Source organism: Streptomyces sp. MS06 (genome assembly GCF_047200655.1).
GTDB lineage: Bacteria > Actinomycetota > Actinomycetes > Streptomycetales > Streptomycetaceae > Streptomyces.
In genome coordinates this window covers 75,989-94,402 of sequence record NZ_JBJZOJ010000016.1, presented here as the reverse complement: position 1 = coordinate 94,402, position 18,414 = coordinate 75,989, and the positions used below count along the sequence as shown (strand labels likewise).

Here is an 18,414-nt window from a genome sequence, read left to right as displayed (position 1 = left end):
CGGTCGCGCGGACGACCGCGCGGAAAAGACGGACGGGCGGAGAACGATGGACGTGATGCCACTGCTGCTGCTGGTCGCCGGCAGCGCCGCGGTCGCCGGAGCCGCCCGGCGCACTCCCGTGCCGGCCCCCCTGCTGCTGGTCGCGGCCGGCCTGGCGGTGTCGTACCTGCCCGGGGTCCCCGACTACACGCTCGCGCCCGACGTCGTCCTCCCCCTGCTGCTGCCGCCGCTGCTGTACACCTCGGCCACCGACAGCTCCTACCTGGACCTGCGCGCCCAGTTGCGGCCCGTGGCGCTGCTGTCGGTCGGCTACGTGCTCTTCGCGACCGTCGCCGTCGGCTGGGCCGCCCACCTGCTCGTGCCGGGACTGCCGCTGACCGCGGCGCTGGTGCTGGGCGCCGTGGTGGCGCCGCCGGACGCGGTCGCGGCCACCGCGGTGGCCCGCCGGGTCGGACTGCCCTCGCGGATCACGACGATCCTGCAGGGCGAGTCCCTGCTCAACGACGCCACCGCGATCACCGCCTACAAGGTGGCCCTCGCCGCCGCGGTCGGCGAGGGCGCCTCCTGGGCGGGCGGCATCGGGGAGTTCCTGCTCGCCGCGGTGGGCGGCGTCGCCGTCGGCCTGGTCCTGATGGCGCCGCTCCACTGGCTGCGCACCCACCTGTCGGAACCGCTGATCCAGAACACCCTCTCCCTGCTGATCCCGTTCGTCGCCTACGCGGCCGCCGAGCAGGTGCACGCCTCCGGGGTGCTCGCGGTCGTCGTCGTCGCGCTCTACCTCGGCCACCGCTCCTGGGAGGTCGACTTCGCCACCCGCCTCCAGGAGGACGCGGTGTGGAAGATGGTCGCGTTCGTCCTGGAGTCGGCGGTGTTCGCGCTGATCGGCCTGCAACTGCCCGTGGTGCTGCGCGGGCTCGGCGAGTACGAGGGCGTCGACGCGGCCCTGTACGCGGTCCTGGTCTTCCTGGCGGTCGTCGCCGCCCGGTTCCTGTGGGTGTACCCGGCGACCTTCCTGCCGCGGCTGCTGTCGGCGCGGATCCGGGCCCGCGAGGAGAACCCCACCTGGCGCGGCCCGATCGTCGTCGGCTGGGCCGGGATGCGCGGGGTGGTCTCCCTCGCCATCGCGTTCTCCGTCCCGCTCACCGTGCACGACGGCGACGCGCCCTTCCCGCAGCGCAACCTCATCCTCTTCCTGACCTTCACCACCGTCATCGGCACGCTGGTGGTGCAGGGCCTGACCCTGCCCCCGCTGATCCGCCTGCTGCGGTTCCCGGGGCGCGACCCGCGGGCCGACACCCTCGCCGAGGCCAACGCCCAGGCGCAGGCCTCCCGGGTCGCCGAGCAGCGCCTCGACGACCTCCTCGCCGACGAGCGCAACGCCCTTCCGCCCCCGCTCGCCGACCGCCTGCGCACCGTCCTGGAACGCCGCCGCAACGCCGTCTGGGAACGGCTCGGCCAGGCCAACCCGATCACCGGGGAGACCGTCGACGACACCTACCGCAGGCTGTCCCGGGAGATGATCGGCGCCGAGCGCGCGGTCTTCGTGAAGCTCCGGGACGGCCGCCACATCGACGACGAGATGCTGCGCACCCTGCTGCGGCGGCTGGACCTGGAGGAGGCGGCGGCCTACCGGGAGACCGCCTGAGCCGCGGCCGGTCCGCTCCGCTCGGGGAAGGGGCGGCCGGTGACCACCGCCGCGACCGCGGTACCCGGCCGGAAGGCACCCTCCTCGACGAGGACGACCAGTCCGTAGAGCAACTTGGCGACATAGAGACGTTCGACGGGCACTCCGTGGCGCTGCTCGAAGTCGTCGGCGAAGGCGTGCAACTCGGGGGTGGTGCGGGCGTAGCCGCCGCAGTGGAACCGGTCGTCGAGCCGCCAGTCGCCGCGGAGGCCGCCGAAAGCGGCCTCCTGCAGGCGGCGTACCTCGCCGTCCAGGAAGCCTCCCCTGAGCACCGGTACGCCCAGCGCGCGCCCGCCGGGACCGAGGCCCGCGGCCAGGCCGGCGAGGGTCCCCCCGGTGCCGCAGGCGACCGCGGCCACGTCCGCCCGGTCGCGCAGCTCCGCCCCGAGCGCCCGGCAGCCGCGCACCGCCTCCGCGCTGCTGCCGCCCTCCGGCACCACGTAGGCGTCCCGCGCGTCCACCGTGCGCAGCAGCGCCGCCAGGGTGTCCGGTTCCGTCTTGCGGCGGTAGGTCGCCCGGTCGACGAAGTGCAGCCGCATCCCGTCGGCCGCGCACCGCGCCAGGGACGGGTTGAGCGGCCGGCCGGCGAGTTCCTCGCCGCGCACCACGCCGACGGTCGGCACGCCCAGCAGCCGTCCCGCGGCGGCGGTGGCGCGCAGATGGTTGGAGTAGGCACCGCCGAAGGTGAGGATCGGCCGTCCCGCCGCCGACCGGAGGCCGGGCGCCAGTTTGCGCCACTTGTTGCCGACCAGTTCCGGGTGGACCAGGTCGTCGCGCTTGAGGAGCAGCCGCACTCCCCGCCGGGCGAACCGGGCGTCGGGCACCTCCTGCAGCGGGGTCGGCAGGCGGGGGCGCAGGGTTTCCGGACCGGTCACGCGCCCATTGTCGAACATCTGCCCGCCGGGAGCGGCTCCGGCTCCGGACGGCTCCGGAGCCCCTCTCGCCGGCCGTCGGCCCGCTTGCGGCCGCCCGCGCGACGATGACCGTCCCAGGACGGTCATCGGGTCGGCCGGTCCGGTCGGGGCCCGGGTCCTGCCCAGCGGCCGGTGATCCAATCCCGCTCTTTCGTGTAATAGCAACGACACGTTGCGTGATGAAAGGCTGTTCGCGAGATCGGTGCCCGGCGCAGCATGGCGCCGGAGCATGACCGGGAGGGCATTTCTCTATGTCGGTAGGCGAAGAGGTCCGTGCGGAGCAGAACAGGCCACAGCAGAGCCTGGGCACCGCGGCCGCACGGAACCTGGCCACCACCACCAAGTCCGCTCCGCAGATGCAGGAGATCAGCTCCCGCTGGCTGCTGCGCTCACTGCCGTGGGTGGACGTCAAGGGCGGTACGTACCGTGTCAACCGGCGGCTGACGTTCGCCGTGGGAGACGGCCGGATCACCTTCGTGAAGACCGGCGACCGAGTCGAGGTCATCCCCGCGGAGCTCGGCGAGCTGCCCGCGCTGCGCGGGTACGAGGACGTCGAGGTGCTCTCGGAACTGGCCCGGCGCTGCCAGCAGCGCGACTACGCCCCCGGCGAGGTGATCGCCTCCTTCGGCAGCCCCAGCGACGAGGTGTACCTGCTGGCGCACGGCAGGGTGGAGAAGGTCGGGACCGGCCCCTACGGCGACGACCAGGTGCTCGGCGTGCTCGCCGACGGCGCCTACTGCGGTGACGCGGCGCTGCTCTCGGCGGACGTCATCTGGGAGCACACCGTTCGGGCGGACACGGCGTGCACGGTCCTCTCCCTGTCCCGCCAGGACGTCGAGCAGGTCGCCGAGCGCTCGGAGTCGCTGCGCGAGCAACTGGCCCGCCTGCGCTCCGTCCCCTCGCAGCGGACCAACAAGTACGGCGAGAAGGAGGTCGACCTGGCCGCCGGCCACTCCGGCGAGCCCGACATCCCGCACACCTTCGTCGACTACGAGGCCCGGCCCCGCGAGTACGAGCTGAGCATCGCCCAGACCGTGCTGCGCATCCACTCCCGCGTGGCCGACCTGTACAACCAGCCGATGAACCAGACCGAGCAGCAGCTGCGGCTCACCGTGGAGGCGCTCAAGGAGCGCCAGGAGCACGAGCTCGTCAACAACCGGGACTTCGGGCTGCTCCACAACTGCGAGTACGACCAGCGGATCCAGCCGCACGACGGGGTGCCCGGTCCCGACGACATGGACGAGCTGCTCAGCCGCCGGCGCGGTACCAGGATGTTCCTCGCCCATCCGCGTGCCATCGCCGCGTTCGGGCGCGAGCTGAACAAGCGGGGGTTGGTCCCCGAGACGATCGACGTGGGCGGCAACCGCATCCCCACCTGGCGCGGGGTGCCCCTCTACCCCTGCAACAAGATCCCGGTGACCGAGGCCCGCACCAGCTCGATCATCGCCCTGCGACTCGGTGAGGAGGACCAGGGCGTCATCGGTCTGCGGCAGTCCGGCATCCCCGACGAGATCGAGCCCAGCCTGTCGGTGCGTTTCATGGGCATCAACGAACAGGCCGTCATCAAGTACCTGGTGACCGCCTACTACTCGGCCGCCGTACTCGTCCCCGACGCGCTGGGCGTCCTGGAGAACGTCGAGATCGGCCGCTGGCGGTGAGCCACCCCGTCGCCGGACCGCGGTGCGCCCGCCCTGCGGGGCGCGCGCACCGCGGCCACCCGGCAGCGTGGACGCCACCGCCCGACGATCCACCGAGGGGCGACAGATGGCCGACTTCCTGACCCACTCCCCGACCCTCGGCCGGAGGCCCGCCGACGAACCGGAGAGAGTCGGCGCTGCCGGGCGACGAGACTCCGGCCGATGCGACCACGGTGACCACGGCTACCGCGACGGCCGCGACGGCCACGGTGACCAAGGCGGTCGTGTCGGCCAGGGAGACCACGAAGGCCACGAAGGCCACGAAGGCCACGAAGGCCACGAAGACCGCGATGACCGCGAAGGACCTGTCGACGGCCACGAGGCGGTGGACATCCTCCACCGCACCCGGGCCTCGGTCGATCCCGAACTGCGTGCCGCCGTGGACTCGCTGCCGGGCTTTCTGCGCCATGTCGCGTGCTACCACTTCGGTTGGGAGCACGCCGACGGCACCCCGGCCGAGGGTGGCACGGGCAAGGCCATCCGGCCCGCGCTCGTCCTCACCGCGGCCGCCGCGCTGGGCGGCGCCGCCGCCAGGGCCGGCGCAGTCCGGGCCGCCGCGGCGGTCGAACTGGTCCACAACTTCACCCTGCTGCACGACGACGTGATGGACCGGGACGCCACCCGCCGGCACCGGCCCACCGCCTGGACCGTCTTCGGCGACGCCGACGCGATCCTCGCCGGGGACGCCCTGCAGGCCCTGGCGCTGCGGTTGCTCGCCGGGGATCCGCACCCCGCAGCCCCGGCCGCGGCCGCCCGGCTCGCGGACTGCGTCGTGGAACTGTGCGCCGGGCAGCAGGCCGACACCGCCCTGGAGCGGCGCGACCCGGCCGGGGTCGGGCTCGACGAGGTGCTCGCCATGGCCGAGGCCAAGACCGGCGCGCTGCTCGGCTGCGCCTGCGCCGTCGGTGCCCTGTACGCGGGGGCCGGGGACGGGGACGTCGAGGCGCTGGACGGGTTCGGTCGGCAGGCGGGGCTCGCCTTCCAGCTCATCGACGACGTCATCGGCATCTGGGGCGACCCGCGGCGCACCGGGAAACCGGTCGGCGCAGACCTCGCCGCACGCAAGAAGTCGCTACCGGTGGTCGCGGCGCTCGCAACCGGTGGCCCGGCCGCCGCCGAACTGGCGCTCCTGTACGCACGGCTCCCGCGGAACGCCGATGGGAGCGAGTCGCAGGAGCGGGACATCCGGCGTACCGCGCTCGCGGTGGAACGGGCCGGCGGGCGTGACTGGGCGCAGGCCCAGGCGGCCGACCGGATGGCCCGAGCCGTACAGGAACTGGCCCGTGCGATCCCGGAGCCGGAGAACGCGGACGGCCTGCTCGCACTGGCGGAGTTCGTCACCCGGCGCAGCAGTTGACGGCCGTCCGCCGGCAGCCCCCGGAACCCCGGAGCCGTCCGGGACCGCGGGGCTACCGACCCCGCACGGTCTCGGGCGCTCCGGCCCGGTGGATCCGCGCTTCCCCCGCGCCGGGTGCGGGCCCGCGTTCCCGGCCCGCACCCGGCGCGGACCCGGCTCCCCCGAGGTGCTGCGGAGCGGACAACGGTAGGGTCAACACCCTTGTTGCATAGGTGTGTTGCGGAGCAGGGGGCGACAGTCATGGGCGTGGTGATCCGGGCCGCGGTGGAGCAGGACCGGGAGTTGGTGGTGCGGGTGCTGGACGAGGCCTTCCAGGACGACCCGGTCAGCAGTTGGGTGTTCCCGGGTGCGGACTACCGCCGCCGCACCCACCACCGGCTGATGGCCGCTTTCACCGACACCGTGCTCGCCGAGGGGAGTATCGACCTCGTCGAGGACGGGTCGGCATGCGCGCTGTGGCTTTCCCTGCCGGGCGGCGACGCGCAGGGCGGCGACCGGGACGGCGGCGACCGGGACGGCGGCACGGAGCCGGCCGGCGCCGGAACGGGTGGTGCCGGAACGGGCCGTGTCGCGCGGGGCGCCGTCCGGGCGGACGACGACCGACAGGACGACCAGCAGGACGGGCGGGACGCCGAAGCGGCCGTCGAGGCCGTTGGCGGGCAGCAGGACGGAGAGCCCGACGGGCCGGCCCGGATGCGGGACGCCGTCGACCCCGACAACGAGCGCGTCGAGCTGATCGGCCGACTGACCGAGGGCATCCACCCCGAGGGCCGGGCCCACGCGTACCTGTGGATGATCGGCGTGGCACCCGGCCACCAGGGCGAGGGGCTCGGTGGCGCTCTCCTCGCCCATCGGCTGGAGCACTGCGACCGGATCGGCCTGCCGGCGTATCTGGAGGCGAGCAGCGCGCGCAGCCGCCGGCTCTACGAGCGCCTCGGCTTCGTGGACACGGGCCGTCCCCTCGACCTGCCCGACGGCCCCCGCATGTGGCCGATGTGGCGCGAACCGCGGGCGCACGGGCAGGGGGCGCCGTCTCCGGTCCGGGCCTAGGCTGAGTACATGGACAGTGCGGAAGACACCTGTCCCGTCTGCGGACAGCCCGCCGAGACGGTCGTCCGGCGCCACAAGACACTCGGCGCCTGGGTGCCGGTGTGGGGCCACGGCCCCTGCCGCAACCCCGAGTGCGCCGCCTACCGCGAACCGGACTCCGGCACGCGGCCCCGCGAACGCGCTCCACGGTTCCCCGAGCGGGGCACGGCCGCAGCAGCGAAGCGGGGCGGCACCTCCCCGGACCGGACCTGAGCGACGCGGCCGCAGGTGAGGCCTGCGGGCTCCGCCGCTGACGTGCCGAACACCGCCGTCCCGATGGCCGCCGTCCGGGGCGCCGCCGTCCGGGTCGCCGGTGGAGCGGGCGCCTCGGAGCGGGCGTCGGGCGGGTCCGGGGCGTCCCCGGTCATGCCGGTGCCGTCAACACGGCGCGGACCCGCACCCGTGCGCGGCCGGGTGGCGGACAACGCGATCGGTCCGCACCCGGACCGCGGGGTACGCCGTCTTCGGCGGCCTGCGGCCGGGTGCGGACCGGGAGCCCGGGCGGCAGCGGGGCCGCGGTTCGGGAGACGTGACCGAAGGTCAGGCCTTCTTGGTCTCCTAGTAATGGGGCGGGTCGGTGACCTGCGGGGATCTTCCCTGTAGGTCGCTGACCTGGCCTTTTGCTGATGGCTGGCGATGGGGTACGACGGTCCTGATCGGGTGTCCTGCGGACTGTGTGCGGACTGGGGCGGGCACTCTTCGGTATTCGAATGCGCCGGCCCGCAGGGATGCCGCACACTCTCCGGATGATCGTCCTGCAGCCTGTCCTGGAGACCTGTGCCACCGATGGCTTCGACCTCTGGCCGGTGGCCGAGTGTGGGGCTTACGACTTCCTTGCGCTCGGCGGTGCGCTCAGCCCTGCCGAGGTCGGCACGGCTGTCATGCGTATTGCCGAGTGCAACAACGTCGACCTGGAGGGTGAGGGGCGACCGCAACGGCCTACCGATCCGCTAGGGAACTTCCTGCACGGGCTCCTCACTATGGACAACCTTTTCGCCGCCGGCGGCCTGCGGGTGACTGATACAGCAACCGGCATCGCCCTGTCGCCGGGCTGTTGCAGCGGGCTGGACGAACGACGCGACTGGCTTGCGGTCATCGATGGAGATGGCTGGGCCTCCTTCGGCCATGACCCCTCTCCGCTCGCCGAACGGATGGGCGACGTGGTGCGGCTGACCATTGACGCTGAGCAGCAGGACAGCCCTGTGATCGAGCTGCCCATCATCGATCTGCGTCGCCTGCTCGCCGATGCGGAACGCGACCTGGCTGCCTTCCATCGCCTTGCCATCGGCTGGGCAGCCCTGCACTTGCCTGACCATGCTGACCCCGTTTGTGCGGCTCTTGCTCGTGCCCTTGACCTGCCCGCGCCTGCCGTCCCGAAGCCGTAGGGCGACGACGTGCCCGTACCTGGCGCTTCTATCGCCAGCCGCACAGGGAGACCTCCGGGCCTCCGGTGAGGTACCGGTGGAGGGCACTTGACGTGGTGTCCACGAAGTTCTCGGGGATGGAGTCGGCGCGGACCCAGCCGACTTGGGCGTGCTTGAGCGGTTCGCGGTTCTCGGGCTCGCCTGCCCACTCGTGGGCGACGAAGACGACTGTGAGGAAGCCGTTGGGGGCCTCCACACCCCAGGCACCGTGGATGACGTGGACGACCCTGAGGGACTCGGGCTTCACGCTGAGCCCCGTCTCCTCGTGGAGCTCGCGTACGGCGGTTTCGGTGATGGGTTCGCCCGGCTCGCTCTTGCCGACGGGGAGGTCCCACAGGCCCTGGGCGAACTTGGCGTTCTCGCTGCGCTGGAGGAGGACGACTTGGTTGGTGGCCTTGTCGTGGACGATGACGGCCGCGACCAGCAGGGTCATCGATTCGAGCGCCGGTTTCAGGGCCTTCGGCTGGTCGTCGGCCTGCTGGGCCACTGGGTCCCCTTCCTCGGGCGGATTGTCGGGCATGTGAGGGAGATGGCCTCGGCGGCACTGGTTTGGATGGCGAGGCTGTCGTCGAGGTTCTGACTGCGGGCGATGGGGCGCGACGGTCTTGATCGGGTGCGCTTCGGACTGCTGCGTGGCGCTCCGCCGCTGGAGGACGAGGGGCTACTGCCGGAGCGGGGTGTTGGTCCAGAAGGAGTGGGCCTTCTTCAGGAGCCCCTCGGCGGCGTCGCCGTATGATGCCGCACTGCTCAGCGCGGTGAAGGCTTTGTTGTAGAGGTCGAGTTCGCTCTGTTCCGTGATGTCCACGGAGGAGGAGACGAGTTCGACGTGGGCCCGGTCGCCATCGCCGTAGATGTTGAACGCGTGGACGGGGAACAGGTCCACCCGTGCGGTGGAGGGAAGGATCCCGAGTGTGAGAGAAGCCAGGCCGAGCTCTCGCAGGAGGCGCTCGATCTGTTCTTGCATGACTTCGGGTCCGCCGATGTTCGTGTAGAGCGCCTGCTCCCCGAGGACGACGTCGTAGTGGTGCTCGCCGTCGTACAGAACCTCCTGTCGCTGCATGCGCTTGGCGACGCCTGCCGGTACGTCGTTCGGGATGCCGAGGAAGTCGACGACCTGGCCGAGGATCACGGTGGCGTACGCCTCGGTCTGGAGCGTGCCCCAGATCATCGTGGGCACGTACGCCTTGCCTTCGCGCGTGCTCTGGTACCAGCGCACCACGTCGTCCTGAGTCGCTTCCGTACCGGTGGACAGACGATCCGTCCAGCGAACTGAACTGGTCACCGCATCCCCTCCTGGGTGGTGCCGCCGGGGGCGGCTTCGATGGGCGTTGCCGTTCCGGTCGAGGATGGCTCCGAGTATCCGATCTTGTAAGAGCGGGAATCGGTCAGGCCATGCGCTTGATCTCGATGGCGAGGGCTCCGAGGGCTTCCTTCTCGGGCCCGTAGATGGTGCGGATGTTGGCCAGCTGCTGGTCGCGGGTGGCGGTCGGGTTGACGCTGGAGGGGCCTTCGCCGTCGAGGAGGGCCTCGAAGTCGGGGTACTCCGTCACCCGGAGGACTTCGACGTCGCAGGTTTCGTCGGTGTCCTTGATGCGGAAGCGGATGGTGTCGCCGGCGGTGAGGTCCGCGAGGTGCGGGTACTTGACCCGCACCTCGATGGTCTTGGTGCCCGCGGCGACGAGCTCGAAGTACTGGCGGTAGAGGTTGAGCTCGCGGACGCGGGCGGTGCGGTCGGTCATCGGGAGGGAACGCTCCTGGGGGACGGTGCGGTGATCAGGCGGCCGATCTCGGCGGCCGAGTACGAGCGGAAGAAGTGGCGGGGGTCGGAGAGCAGGGTCTCGGCCATGGCGAGCAGCTGGTCGGCGTACTCGATGACGGTGCCGGGCCACTGCCGGGTGTCGAGCATCCAAGGGGCGGCTCCCTCGGGCAAGGGGGCACGGCCTTCTCGTATGAGCGATTTCGACAGCTTGGCGCCGGTGTCGGTGACGACCTGAGGGCAGAACAGACGGGCCGGCAGCTGGGCGCGGGTGAGGCCCACGGCCCGGAGGGCCTCGTCGACGAGGTGGGAGCCGAAGACCCAGTCGCCGCCCTTGACCATGACGTGCAGGGTGCCCTGGGGGCTGGCCGGGGCGAGTTCCTTGACCAGGTTGCGGTAGAGGGTGGCCAGGTCGAGGTAGCCGCCGGTGGTGGGCGTGATGGTGGCCTCGTACGGGCCGTGGTGGAGGCAGACGGCAGAGACCACCGCCGACTCGGGGGCGGTGAGGTGGACCCGGGTGCGTTCGGCGTGCTTCTCCGCCCAGCCGCAGCCGGGGTGCGGGCAGGGGACGCGGAGGTGCGGGGTGCCGGTGGAGGGAGCGAGCCACCAGCGGGCTGCGTCGATGCGGGGCAGGAGCCGGAGCCAGGTGCGGCGGTAGCGCTCGCCGGCCTGCTGCTGGGTGTACGTCTCGATGCGGTGTGGGATGCCCAGGCGCCTGGACAGGACGGTGAAGAGGGGCTGGTAGAGGGCGGCGACGAGGTCGTGCAGGGCCTGCTCACCGAGGGCCTGGGCGTAGGCGCGCTGGTAGCGGTGGCCGCTGGCCGGGTCGGTCGCCAGCTCGTACGAGGCGTTGTCGAGGGCGCTGAAGAGCACCTCGGTGGGGAGGCCGAAGCGGTCGCGCAATCGGGCGGCCATGGCGAAGGCCAGTGACTGCACGAGCGAGGTGCCGATGTGCGGGGCACCGTTGATCTGGGTGCCGACGACCAGCACGATCCGCTCGGGCGGGGCGGCCAGGATGCGCGGGGTCAGGACGTCCTCGGCGTGGTGGAGGGCGTTGGCGAGAACGGTGTTTGGCGAGACGGGGTGTGTGATCACGAGGTTTCTCCCTGGGGGCCGGTGGTGTGGGGCGGCAGGGGCGCGGCCTCGTTCTTGGCACGGTCGAAGGCGGCCCAGACGCACTTTCCGGGGCCCGTTCGCTCCTTCACGCCCCAGCTGTCGGCGGTCGCGGCGACGATCAGCAGACCGCGGCCATCGACGGCGGACTCCTCGGGAACGCGCTTCATCGGCCTCTTCTCGCCGCTGTCGTGGACCTCGATCCGCAGCTCCGCGTCAAGGGACTCGACGCGTACGAGGACGAGGCGGCCCACGGGCGCCCCGTGCACCACCGCGTTGGTGACGAGCTCCGAGGTGCACAGCCGCATGTCGTCGAGGCGGCTCGTCTCACCCCATTCGGTCAGCGTGGCGGCGACGAAGTCGCGAGCAGTACGCGGCGTGGTCCGACGGCGGGGGAAGAGCATGGTGCGGTGCCGGCCCGTGCCCGGAAGGAGGTCTGGGGCGGCGTCGGTCGCCTGGTTGGTGAGTCTGCTTGCCATGGTCAACAGCAAAGCGACTTAACTCATTTGGGTCGGGAGCCAGCGTGGGGGCCAAGACGGGGGCCACTATGGGGGCCAGAGGTCACGTGTTCCTGGGGGACGGCATGGGCGACACCGGGATCGGCGCCTTGCTCATCCGGCTGCGCACCGCGCGTGGCTGGAGCCAGCAGAGGGTCGCCGACGAGTTCAACGCCCTGGAGGGGCGTTCCGCGAAGACCGGCAAGGAGATCGGGCGGTACGAGCGCGAAGCGCGAGTTCCCGTTCCCTACGCCCGGAAGTACCTGGCGCAGGTCTTCGGTGTCGATGTCGCCGTGCTCGACCAGGCTGTTGCCGTCAGCAAGGGCCAGCGGGACGAGGCCGACGCCGCCGAGGTCGAGATCGTGCCGTCGGTGCTGCCGTCCGAAGACACCCACGTCCGTGGAGACCCGCTCTCTGAGGACGCGGTGCGGTCGGCCGAGTTCGCCCGGTTCATCGCGCAGCGGAACGCCGACGAGTTCGTCGTCGAGCAGCTGGAGGCCGACGTCGGCCGGCTCGCCCGTACGTACGTCAGCCACCCGCTGATGGAGCAGTACGTCGAGATCAAGCGGTTACGGGACGGGGTCTTCGAGCTGCTGCGCGGGCGCCAGCACCCCCGGCAGACCACTGACCTCTACCTCTCCGCTTCTCGCCTCTGTGGCCTGTCCGCGCACGTCTGTCTCGACCTCGGCGCCTACGACTCCGCCGCCACCCACGCCCGCACCGCACGCGCCTGTGCCGAGGCGGCCGGGCACGAGGGGATGCTGGCTTGGGTACGGGCCGTGGAGTCGTTGATCGCGTACTGGACAGGGCGGTACGAGCAGGCGGCCCGCTTGGCGCAGGCCGGTCGACGGCACAGGGCGAGCGGCAGCATCGGCGCACGGCTGGCGAGCCTGGAGGCACGGGCGTTGGCGATAGTCGGCGATTCGACAGGTGCGCTCGCTGCCCTGGCGGATGCCGAAAGATCGCGCGAGGCGATTTCGGGTCGGGACGAGGTACTGGGAGTCTTCGACTTCCCTGCGGCCAAGCAGTTCGCCTACGCCGGAACGACCCTTCTGGCCGTAGGCGGGCAGGAGCACGTCCAGCGGGCCATCGTCAGCGCGGAGACGGCGATCCGCCTCTATCGCAGCGCGGACGGAGACGACCAGTCGGTCGGTGACCTGTTCGCCGCGCACCTCGACCTCGCCAGCGGGCACCTGCTCCTGGGCGACCTGGACGGCACTGAGAAGATGCTCGGCTTCGTGCTCCAGTCCGCGCCGGAGCGCATGTCGGCCAGTATCGTGCGCCGGCTAACCGTTCTCGGGCGGGAGCTGGAAGGGCCGCAGTACGGTGGAGCCGCGCAAGCGGTACACCTGCGCGAACGACTCCAACACACGGCCGTCCGTGCGTCCCTGCCCGCCGCCCACCCTCCGGAGTTGCCGACGTGACCGACCTGTCCGCCGCCCACGACGCCGCCGTCACCGATCGCGCCCGCCTGGCGGGCAGCGCCTACAACGGAGACCGGGACCTGGCCGCCCGGCAATCGCTCTACCAGTGGCAGACACCGCGGTACGACCTCCCCGGCCTCGTGGCCGAGCAGCTGGGCGACGTACGTGGGCGGGTCGTCGACATCGGCTGCGGCAACGGCAAGTTCATCCAGCGGCTCCGCCAAGACCGCCCGGACCTGTCCCTGCTCGGCTTCGACATCGCGCCCGGCATCCTCGCTGGCATCCCCGGCCCGGTCGCCGTGGCGGACGCCACGCGGCTTCCGCTGGCGACAGGCAGCGTCGACGCCGCACTCGCGCTTCACATGCTCTACCACGTGCCTGACATTCCCCAGGCGGTCAGGGAGCTGGCCAGGGTCGTGGCCCGTGACGGGCTGGTGGTCGCCTCCACCAACAGCGACCGGGACAAGACCGAACTCGACGACCTCTGGCAGCGGGCCGCCGGCGACGTCCTCGGCATCGACCGCGGCCCGGCCCGGATCTCGCTCAGCGCACGCTTCTCCCTGGAGAAGGCCCCGGCCTTCCTCGGCGAGGAGTTCAGCCGCGTGGAGGTGGTCGAGCTGCCAGGGACCATCTCCGTCCCCGTCCCCGACCCCGTCATCGCCCACATGGCCTCGTACCGCGCCTGGGCAGATCAGCACGATGTCCCCTTCGACGCGACGATCGAACGGGCACGCATCCTCGTCGCCGACCACATCGCCCGCCACGGCGCGTACGAGATCACATGCCTGGGAGGCATCCTCGTCTGCAGCCGGTGACGGGGCGATTCGCTACAGCTCGTCGGTCACACTGCCGTCTGGGTGGTGGCGGTAGAAGTACACGCGGCGCTCGTCCGAGGGCTTTTGCTGTTCGGCTTCGTACCAGGGAACCAGGCGGGCCCACGCTTCCCTTTGCTCACGGACGTTCGCTTCCAACCAGTCCGTGAAGCGGATGTAGACCCGAGACGGTTCGGCGTCACCCTCGGAGTAGGTCCACACCTCTGGATCGGGCCCTTCGCCGCGCAGGAACTCGAATTGGTAGCCCTGGTGCATGAAGATCACGCGATCGGAGGTGTGCAGACGAAAGGGCTCCTGGTTCTCACTCAGGAGCTCGTCCGCTGCTTCCCGGAGGCCGATGACGTGAGGGTAGAAGACGTCACTGCCTTGAAAGAAGTGGCCGGCACCGCCACCGACGAGACGGAGGAAGCAGGTATAGGCCGCAGCCAGCGGAGCGGGCTGGTCCCGTTCGATCTCGTCGAGCTGGTCGGCTGACAGCCCGCGCAGTCCGTCTGCGGTGGCGGTCGTGCCATCGGCGAGCGATGTCACCAGAGCGCGAACCAGTGCCTCGGAGGAGGTGTCTGCTGCCCCGTGCGGGGGAGTAGCAGACGCGGCTATCGCATTCTCGGACTCACGCTGGCTCTCGCCCTGCTTGGCCTTCTTCCAAAACTGCACGCGATCCCACCCCAGTACTCTGGCCGATCCTGCCCCGGCCCGTCGGCCTGAGGCTAACGGACACCTGTCGCCTCGGTTCGAGTCCTTGCTAGTGCGTGGGTCGGGCCGTGATCAGGAGCGGCGAGGGCATCAGGGCGTTGCTCGAGAGTGAGCCGTCTGTGGTCTGTGGCACGTATCAGCGGCGCTGATGTCGAAGTCGGCTGGAACACTGCGATCGTGATCAACGAGATGACCCCAGACCTTCCCGGTACTCCCTCCGGCTCCCTGCCACCCAGAGCACAGGCAGAGCTCGCCGGCACCGCCTGGGAGGAGGTGCCGCACGTCTGTACGGGCCGGCACGGTGTGCCTGACACACCGGACATCCTCGGCGCTGTGCTCGCCGCCGACCCGGCCCGCCGGGTACGGGCGGTAGGCGATCTGTATCGGCTGCTCCTCAATCAGGAGCAGGTGTTTCCGGCGACCGCTCCGGCAGCCTTGGTCCTGGCCGGTCTTCTCGACGATCCACGCACCCTCGCCGAAGACCGGTGGGAGCGCAGAGCCGGTCGGCGGTCGCTTCGCGCCGAACTGCTGAACTGGCTGGCTTCGTTCGCCGACATCGCCCGCATGGACATCGAGGACGGTGTTGGCACGGTGCAGGATCTGGCTGCCGTTCGTGCGGCAAGGCCAATACTCCACGACCGCATCGCGCGCTTCTGCGACGACGACGATCCGTTGGTGAGGGAGGCCGCGCTCGCGGCCACTGCCCTTCTCCTGACCGACCCCGCCCTCGCCTCGTCCGTACCCCGGTACGCGCCCGACGTTCGCGAGGTCCTTGCCGTGAGCGCGGACTCGTACTACCGATGGATCGCTCGGGAACGGCTGGCTGCCTGGGGTGAGGATGTCACCAGTCTCGTCACTGCGGAGGAGGAGCGCCGCGCTGCCCTGGACCGGGCAGGCGAGCTGGCGGAGGACCCGTTCGGCCAAGGCCAGGAGCAGGCGATCCGCTGGCTGGAAGAGCAACCCGAGGACACCGCGGCTCCGGAACGACTTGGCCGCCGGCGTGAGGACCGGACCGCGCCCATACCGGCCGCCCTGCACGAGCCAGCACCCGAGCCGCCCATGGCCGCCGCTGGAAGCGAGGCGGGGTACCGCGGCCCGTGGCGGATCGCTCGGGAGGGGGAGCGCGCCGAGTGGACGTTCACGCCGTACGTGGGAGTCGGCCCCCTGCACTTCGGGATGACCTTGGAGGAGATCACCCGCGCCCTCGGCGAAGGACCGGCCGTCTCGTCCTACTCCCACCACGGCGAAGACCAGCAGCTCAACTACGCCGACTTCACTGAGATCGGGATCAGGGCCCTCTTTCACGACGGCCGCCTGGGGTGCGTCGCCGCAGACGCCCTCATCGGCCCCCAGGTGAGACTGGACGCGGTCCCGCTGACCGGCTGCTCGCCTTCCCATGTGGAGGACTGGCTGGTCCACCGCACAGCACGGCCCGGCAGCCCGGCGTACAGCGTCGCTGGTGATCCGGTCTTCGCCGATCTCGGCCTGGCGATCCGCTCCCAGCGGGCCGGTGACATCGTCCTGACCCGCCCCCTCTTCCTGCTCCACGACTGGCTCGACCTGTGGCACGCGTTGCCCAGCGAGGAGTGGAACTGCTCGTGAAGCTTGGTTCGCCGGTCGGCCTCACCTGAGTGCGAGGCCGACCGGGGTGACATCTCATCCACTCGAGCGATACCGGGGTCAGCGGTGTCGACTGCGCTCTTCGTGACTCGTAGCCACTGGTGTGGCCGGAGGGTGTGGCGTGGCGGACATGGACGGCGTTCCGCTGGTGGTGCTTCGGCTGCGAGCGGCTTGCGTCCGCCGGTTCGGCTGAGCGGTGATGCGCCAGTGGAGGACTTCGGCGGGCTGCTCGGCGCTGTCGAGTTCCCGCTGGGTGCCCATCTCGGCCAGGAGGCGTCGGGGGTTGTGGCCAGCGGTTTCGGCTTGGGCGAGGGTTGTGGTCAGGGCAGCCCAAGTGGGGTCGGCGAGGATCCGGTCGGCGTGGGCGGGGAGGGCCGCGCGCACGTCCTGTTCGAAGCGGCGGGCGGTTGCGGCTCGTGGTGCGCGGCGGGCCAGGTCCGCCAGGACGGGTGTGGCGGCCTGCTGGTAGCCCGCCTGGAGGTGGCGGAAGGCTTCTTCGGCCGCAGCGGCCTGCTGTTCGTGGCCGCGCTGCTCGTGCCACTTGGCGGCGGCGCCGGCCAGGTGCACAGCGGCGAAGAGCAGGGCTATGGCGAGTCCGCCCGGCTCGTTGGAGGCGTAGGCGAGTTCCTTGGCGGCCTTGCGTAGGGCGGTGGCGGCTTGGTGGTCGGCGCGGGTGGCGGAGCGGCGGGCGCGGTTGAACGCCGTCGCCGCCGCTTGTAGTTCCGCCCGGTGGGGGCCGGTCGTGGCGCTGGCGATGTTGTACAGGGTGTCACCGAAGGCGGCCAGGTGGCCCTGGGCGGCGGCATCGTCATCGGAGTCGAGGGCGATGTGGGCTGTGCGGATGGCGGTGGTGGTGTGGCGCCATGAGGCGGCGCGGTCCGTCGCGTGGCGGGGGCGGTCTGCCGTTTCCTGGGCGGGGAGGCGTTCGCGTAGGCGGTTGATGGAGAGGTCGGGGGCGAGTTTGGAGCCGCCGTACCAGACGGGTTCGCCGGCCGCGTTGGTGTCGCCTGGTGCGGCGAGGCTGTAGCCGATGACGTCGCCGGTCTCGGGGCCGAGTCGGGTTTTGACCTTGATGCCGAGGGACTGCAGGACGGTGAAGTAGTCGGCCTCGTTGTGTACGGCGGCGGCGACCGCGTACGCCTGCTCGCGCAGCCAGTGCCGTGTCGTGACCATCTGGCCTTGGCGTTCCGCCTTGACCCGTTCGGCGCCGGTGGGGGTGCGGGGTGCGGTGAGGTCGCCGGACTTTAGGCGGCGTAGGCCGAACTCGGCCTCGATCTTGCGGCACTCGGCTTGGGCCCGCTGTCCGTCGCGGTGGGTGCGCGGGCGGCGTCCGTCGGCGCGGACGGTGGTGGCCATGATGTGGATGTGGTCATCGGCGTGGCGCACGGCGATCCACCGGCATGCTTTCTCGTCGCCTTCGGGGGCGATGCCTGTGGCGTGAACGATGCGGCGGGCGACCTCGGCCCACTCGGTGTCGGTGAGGTAGCGGTCGCCGGGCGCGGTACGGACCGGGCAGTGCCAGACGTGCTGAGGTGGTTTCTTGCCGCCCAGTTCGCGGGTGCGCAGGTCGACGTGGTGGTCGAGGCGCTTGGCGAGCTGGGAGTAGGTGGCTGCCGGGTCGCGGCCCGGGTCCGGGGTGCCGGCCATGTCCCAGGCGGCGACGATGTGCGGGTCGGTGTGTTCGTCGCGGCGGCCGGGGCCGAAGAGGTAGGCGATCAGTCCGCGGGTGTCGGAGCCGGTGGAGACGTCAGGAACCATGCGCGGTGCCTTCCGTCAGGAGCTGGTCGATCAGCCGGTAGCTGCTCTCGGCAGCTTGCTCGACGCGGTCCAGCACCGCCTCGGCACGCTCGGGCACCGTTCCTCGGTGGATGGCTGCGGTGATCTGGTTGAGGTTGCCTCCGATGCGGTTCAGCGCGAGCGTGTGCGCCTCGACTGCCTCGATCAGCGGGCGGACTGGGTCGTCCTCCGGGCTGCCGATCAGCCCCGCCTTGCCCAAGGTGACGGTCAAGGCGGCGTCCCCGACGAATCCGGCGAACCTCTGACCGCGCTGGTGAGCGGCGGCGCTGATCACGCTCACAGCAGTCTGCGTGAAGCGGATGGTCTTCTCCTGGTCGCGCTTCTCCACGGTGCGCTTGCGGTTCATCAGTGCGGGCAGGGCGGGGGCGTCGAGGTCCCGCCAGGAGGGCTGCTCGACGGGTGGCTGGACGTCGGCCAGCGGCTGGGCGCGGAGGGCGGCGGAGTCGGTTATGACCCCCTCCGGCTCGGGCGCCCCCTGGCGCTCGGCCTTCGCCTCCGCCACCCCTGGGGCGGGGG

18 protein-coding genes are annotated in these 18,414 nt (G+C 71.4%); 9 read left to right on the top strand and 9 right to left on the bottom strand.

All coding sequences use genetic code 11. From position 1 onward, the window contains the following. The first annotated feature begins 46 nt into the window (after positions 1-46). On the top strand, positions 47-1,645 hold the full coding sequence (locus ACL02U_RS11275; RefSeq protein WP_412790582.1) for a Na+/H+ antiporter: 1,599 nt from the start codon (positions 47-49) through the stop codon (positions 1,643-1,645). Here ACL02U_RS11275 and ACL02U_RS11270 read toward each other — a convergent pair. Beyond that, the gene (locus ACL02U_RS11270; protein ID WP_412790581.1) at positions 1,627-2,577 is read right to left on the bottom strand and encodes a 1-aminocyclopropane-1-carboxylate deaminase/D-cysteine desulfhydrase; all 951 of its coding nucleotides are present in this window, start codon (positions 2,575-2,577) and stop codon (positions 1,627-1,629) included. The genes ACL02U_RS11275 and ACL02U_RS11270 overlap by 19 nt on opposite strands. A 272-nt stretch (positions 2,578-2,849) precedes the next feature. Here ACL02U_RS11270 and ACL02U_RS11265 point away from each other — a divergent pair, with 272 nt between their 5' ends. The 5 genes from ACL02U_RS11265 to ACL02U_RS11245 all read left to right on the top strand — a co-directional run bounded on the left by ACL02U_RS11265 (position 2,850) and on the right by ACL02U_RS11245 (position 8,126). Continuing rightward, the gene (locus tag ACL02U_RS11265; protein WP_412790580.1) at positions 2,850-4,256 is read left to right on the top strand and encodes a family 2B encapsulin nanocompartment shell protein; all 1,407 of its coding nucleotides are present in this window, start codon (positions 2,850-2,852) and stop codon (positions 4,254-4,256) included. 106 nt (positions 4,257-4,362) lie between these two features. Continuing rightward, positions 4,363-5,652: a family 2 encapsulin nanocompartment cargo protein polyprenyl transferase gene (locus ACL02U_RS11260; protein WP_412790579.1), complete on the top strand. Its 1,290-nt coding sequence runs from the start codon at positions 4,363-4,365 to the stop codon at positions 5,650-5,652. A gap of 240 nt (positions 5,653-5,892) precedes the next feature. Then, positions 5,893-6,702: a GNAT family N-acetyltransferase gene (locus ACL02U_RS11255; RefSeq protein WP_412790578.1), complete on the top strand. Its 810-nt coding sequence runs from the start codon at positions 5,893-5,895 to the stop codon at positions 6,700-6,702. 9 nt (positions 6,703-6,711) lie between these two features. Continuing rightward, positions 6,712-6,954, top strand: a complete 243-nt coding sequence (locus tag ACL02U_RS11250; protein WP_412790577.1) for a hypothetical protein — start codon at positions 6,712-6,714, stop codon at positions 6,952-6,954. Between the two features lie 533 nt (positions 6,955-7,487). Continuing rightward, positions 7,488-8,126, top strand: a complete 639-nt coding sequence (locus ACL02U_RS11245; protein ID WP_412790576.1) for a hypothetical protein — start codon at positions 7,488-7,490, stop codon at positions 8,124-8,126. A 28-nt stretch (positions 8,127-8,154) separates the two neighbouring features. On the opposite strand, the gene ACL02U_RS11240 is transcribed toward ACL02U_RS11245, so the two are convergent. From ACL02U_RS11240 to ACL02U_RS11220, 5 genes are all read right to left on the bottom strand, one after another. Continuing rightward, positions 8,155-8,685 carry an NUDIX domain-containing protein gene (locus tag ACL02U_RS11240; RefSeq protein WP_412790575.1) on the bottom strand — a complete coding sequence of 177 codons (531 nt, stop codon included), beginning with the start codon at positions 8,683-8,685 and terminating at the stop codon, positions 8,155-8,157. A gap of 141 nt (positions 8,686-8,826) precedes the next feature. Further along, entirely contained in the window at positions 8,827-9,447 is a 621-nt protein-coding gene (locus tag ACL02U_RS11235; RefSeq protein WP_412790574.1) for a DUF5753 domain-containing protein, read from the bottom strand. A 103-nt stretch (positions 9,448-9,550) separates the two neighbouring features. Beyond that, positions 9,551-9,904, bottom strand: a complete 354-nt coding sequence (locus ACL02U_RS11230) for an ASCH domain-containing protein (protein WP_386398130.1) — start codon at positions 9,902-9,904, stop codon at positions 9,551-9,553. Then, positions 9,901-11,016: a hypothetical protein gene (locus ACL02U_RS11225; protein WP_412790573.1), complete on the bottom strand. Its 1,116-nt coding sequence runs from the start codon at positions 11,014-11,016 to the stop codon at positions 9,901-9,903. Before ACL02U_RS11225 ends, ACL02U_RS11230 begins: the two co-directional genes overlap by 4 nt. Beyond that, the gene (locus tag ACL02U_RS11220; protein ID WP_412790572.1) at positions 11,013-11,513 is read right to left on the bottom strand and encodes an ATP-binding protein; all 501 of its coding nucleotides are present in this window, start codon (positions 11,511-11,513) and stop codon (positions 11,013-11,015) included. Before ACL02U_RS11220 ends, ACL02U_RS11225 begins: the two co-directional genes overlap by 4 nt. A 68-nt stretch (positions 11,514-11,581) precedes the next feature. Between ACL02U_RS11220 and ACL02U_RS11215 the strand changes: the two genes are divergently transcribed. Together ACL02U_RS11215 and ACL02U_RS11210 are read left to right on the top strand one after the other, a co-directional pair. Then, positions 11,582-12,955 (top strand): helix-turn-helix domain-containing protein, encoded by a 1,374-nt coding sequence (locus ACL02U_RS11215; protein ID WP_412790571.1) that lies wholly within the window; start codon positions 11,582-11,584, stop codon positions 12,953-12,955. Beyond that, complete coding sequence (locus tag ACL02U_RS11210; protein WP_412790570.1) at positions 12,952-13,770, top strand: class I SAM-dependent methyltransferase; 819 nt, start codon at positions 12,952-12,954, stop codon at positions 13,768-13,770. Before ACL02U_RS11215 ends, ACL02U_RS11210 begins: the two co-directional genes overlap by 4 nt. 12 nt (positions 13,771-13,782) lie before the next feature. On the opposite strand, the gene ACL02U_RS11205 is transcribed toward ACL02U_RS11210, so the two are convergent. After that, on the bottom strand, positions 13,783-14,442 hold the full coding sequence (locus tag ACL02U_RS11205) for an SMI1/KNR4 family protein (RefSeq protein ID WP_412790569.1): 660 nt from the start codon (positions 14,440-14,442) through the stop codon (positions 13,783-13,785). Between the two features lie 216 nt (positions 14,443-14,658). Between ACL02U_RS11205 and ACL02U_RS11200 the strand changes: the two genes are divergently transcribed. Further along, positions 14,659-16,083, top strand: a complete 1,425-nt coding sequence (locus tag ACL02U_RS11200) for a hypothetical protein (RefSeq protein ID WP_412790568.1) — start codon at positions 14,659-14,661, stop codon at positions 16,081-16,083. 78 nt (positions 16,084-16,161) lie between these two features. On the opposite strand, the gene ACL02U_RS11195 is transcribed toward ACL02U_RS11200, so the two are convergent. Next, the gene (locus ACL02U_RS11195) at positions 16,162-17,859 is read right to left on the bottom strand and encodes a relaxase/mobilization nuclease domain-containing protein (RefSeq protein ID WP_412790567.1); all 1,698 of its coding nucleotides are present in this window, start codon (positions 17,857-17,859) and stop codon (positions 16,162-16,164) included. Continuing rightward, on the bottom strand, positions 17,849-18,400 hold the full coding sequence (locus ACL02U_RS11190) for a hypothetical protein (protein ID WP_412790620.1): 552 nt from the start codon (positions 18,398-18,400) through the stop codon (positions 17,849-17,851). Before ACL02U_RS11190 ends, ACL02U_RS11195 begins: the two co-directional genes overlap by 11 nt. Positions 18,401-18,414: the final 14 nt, after the last annotated feature.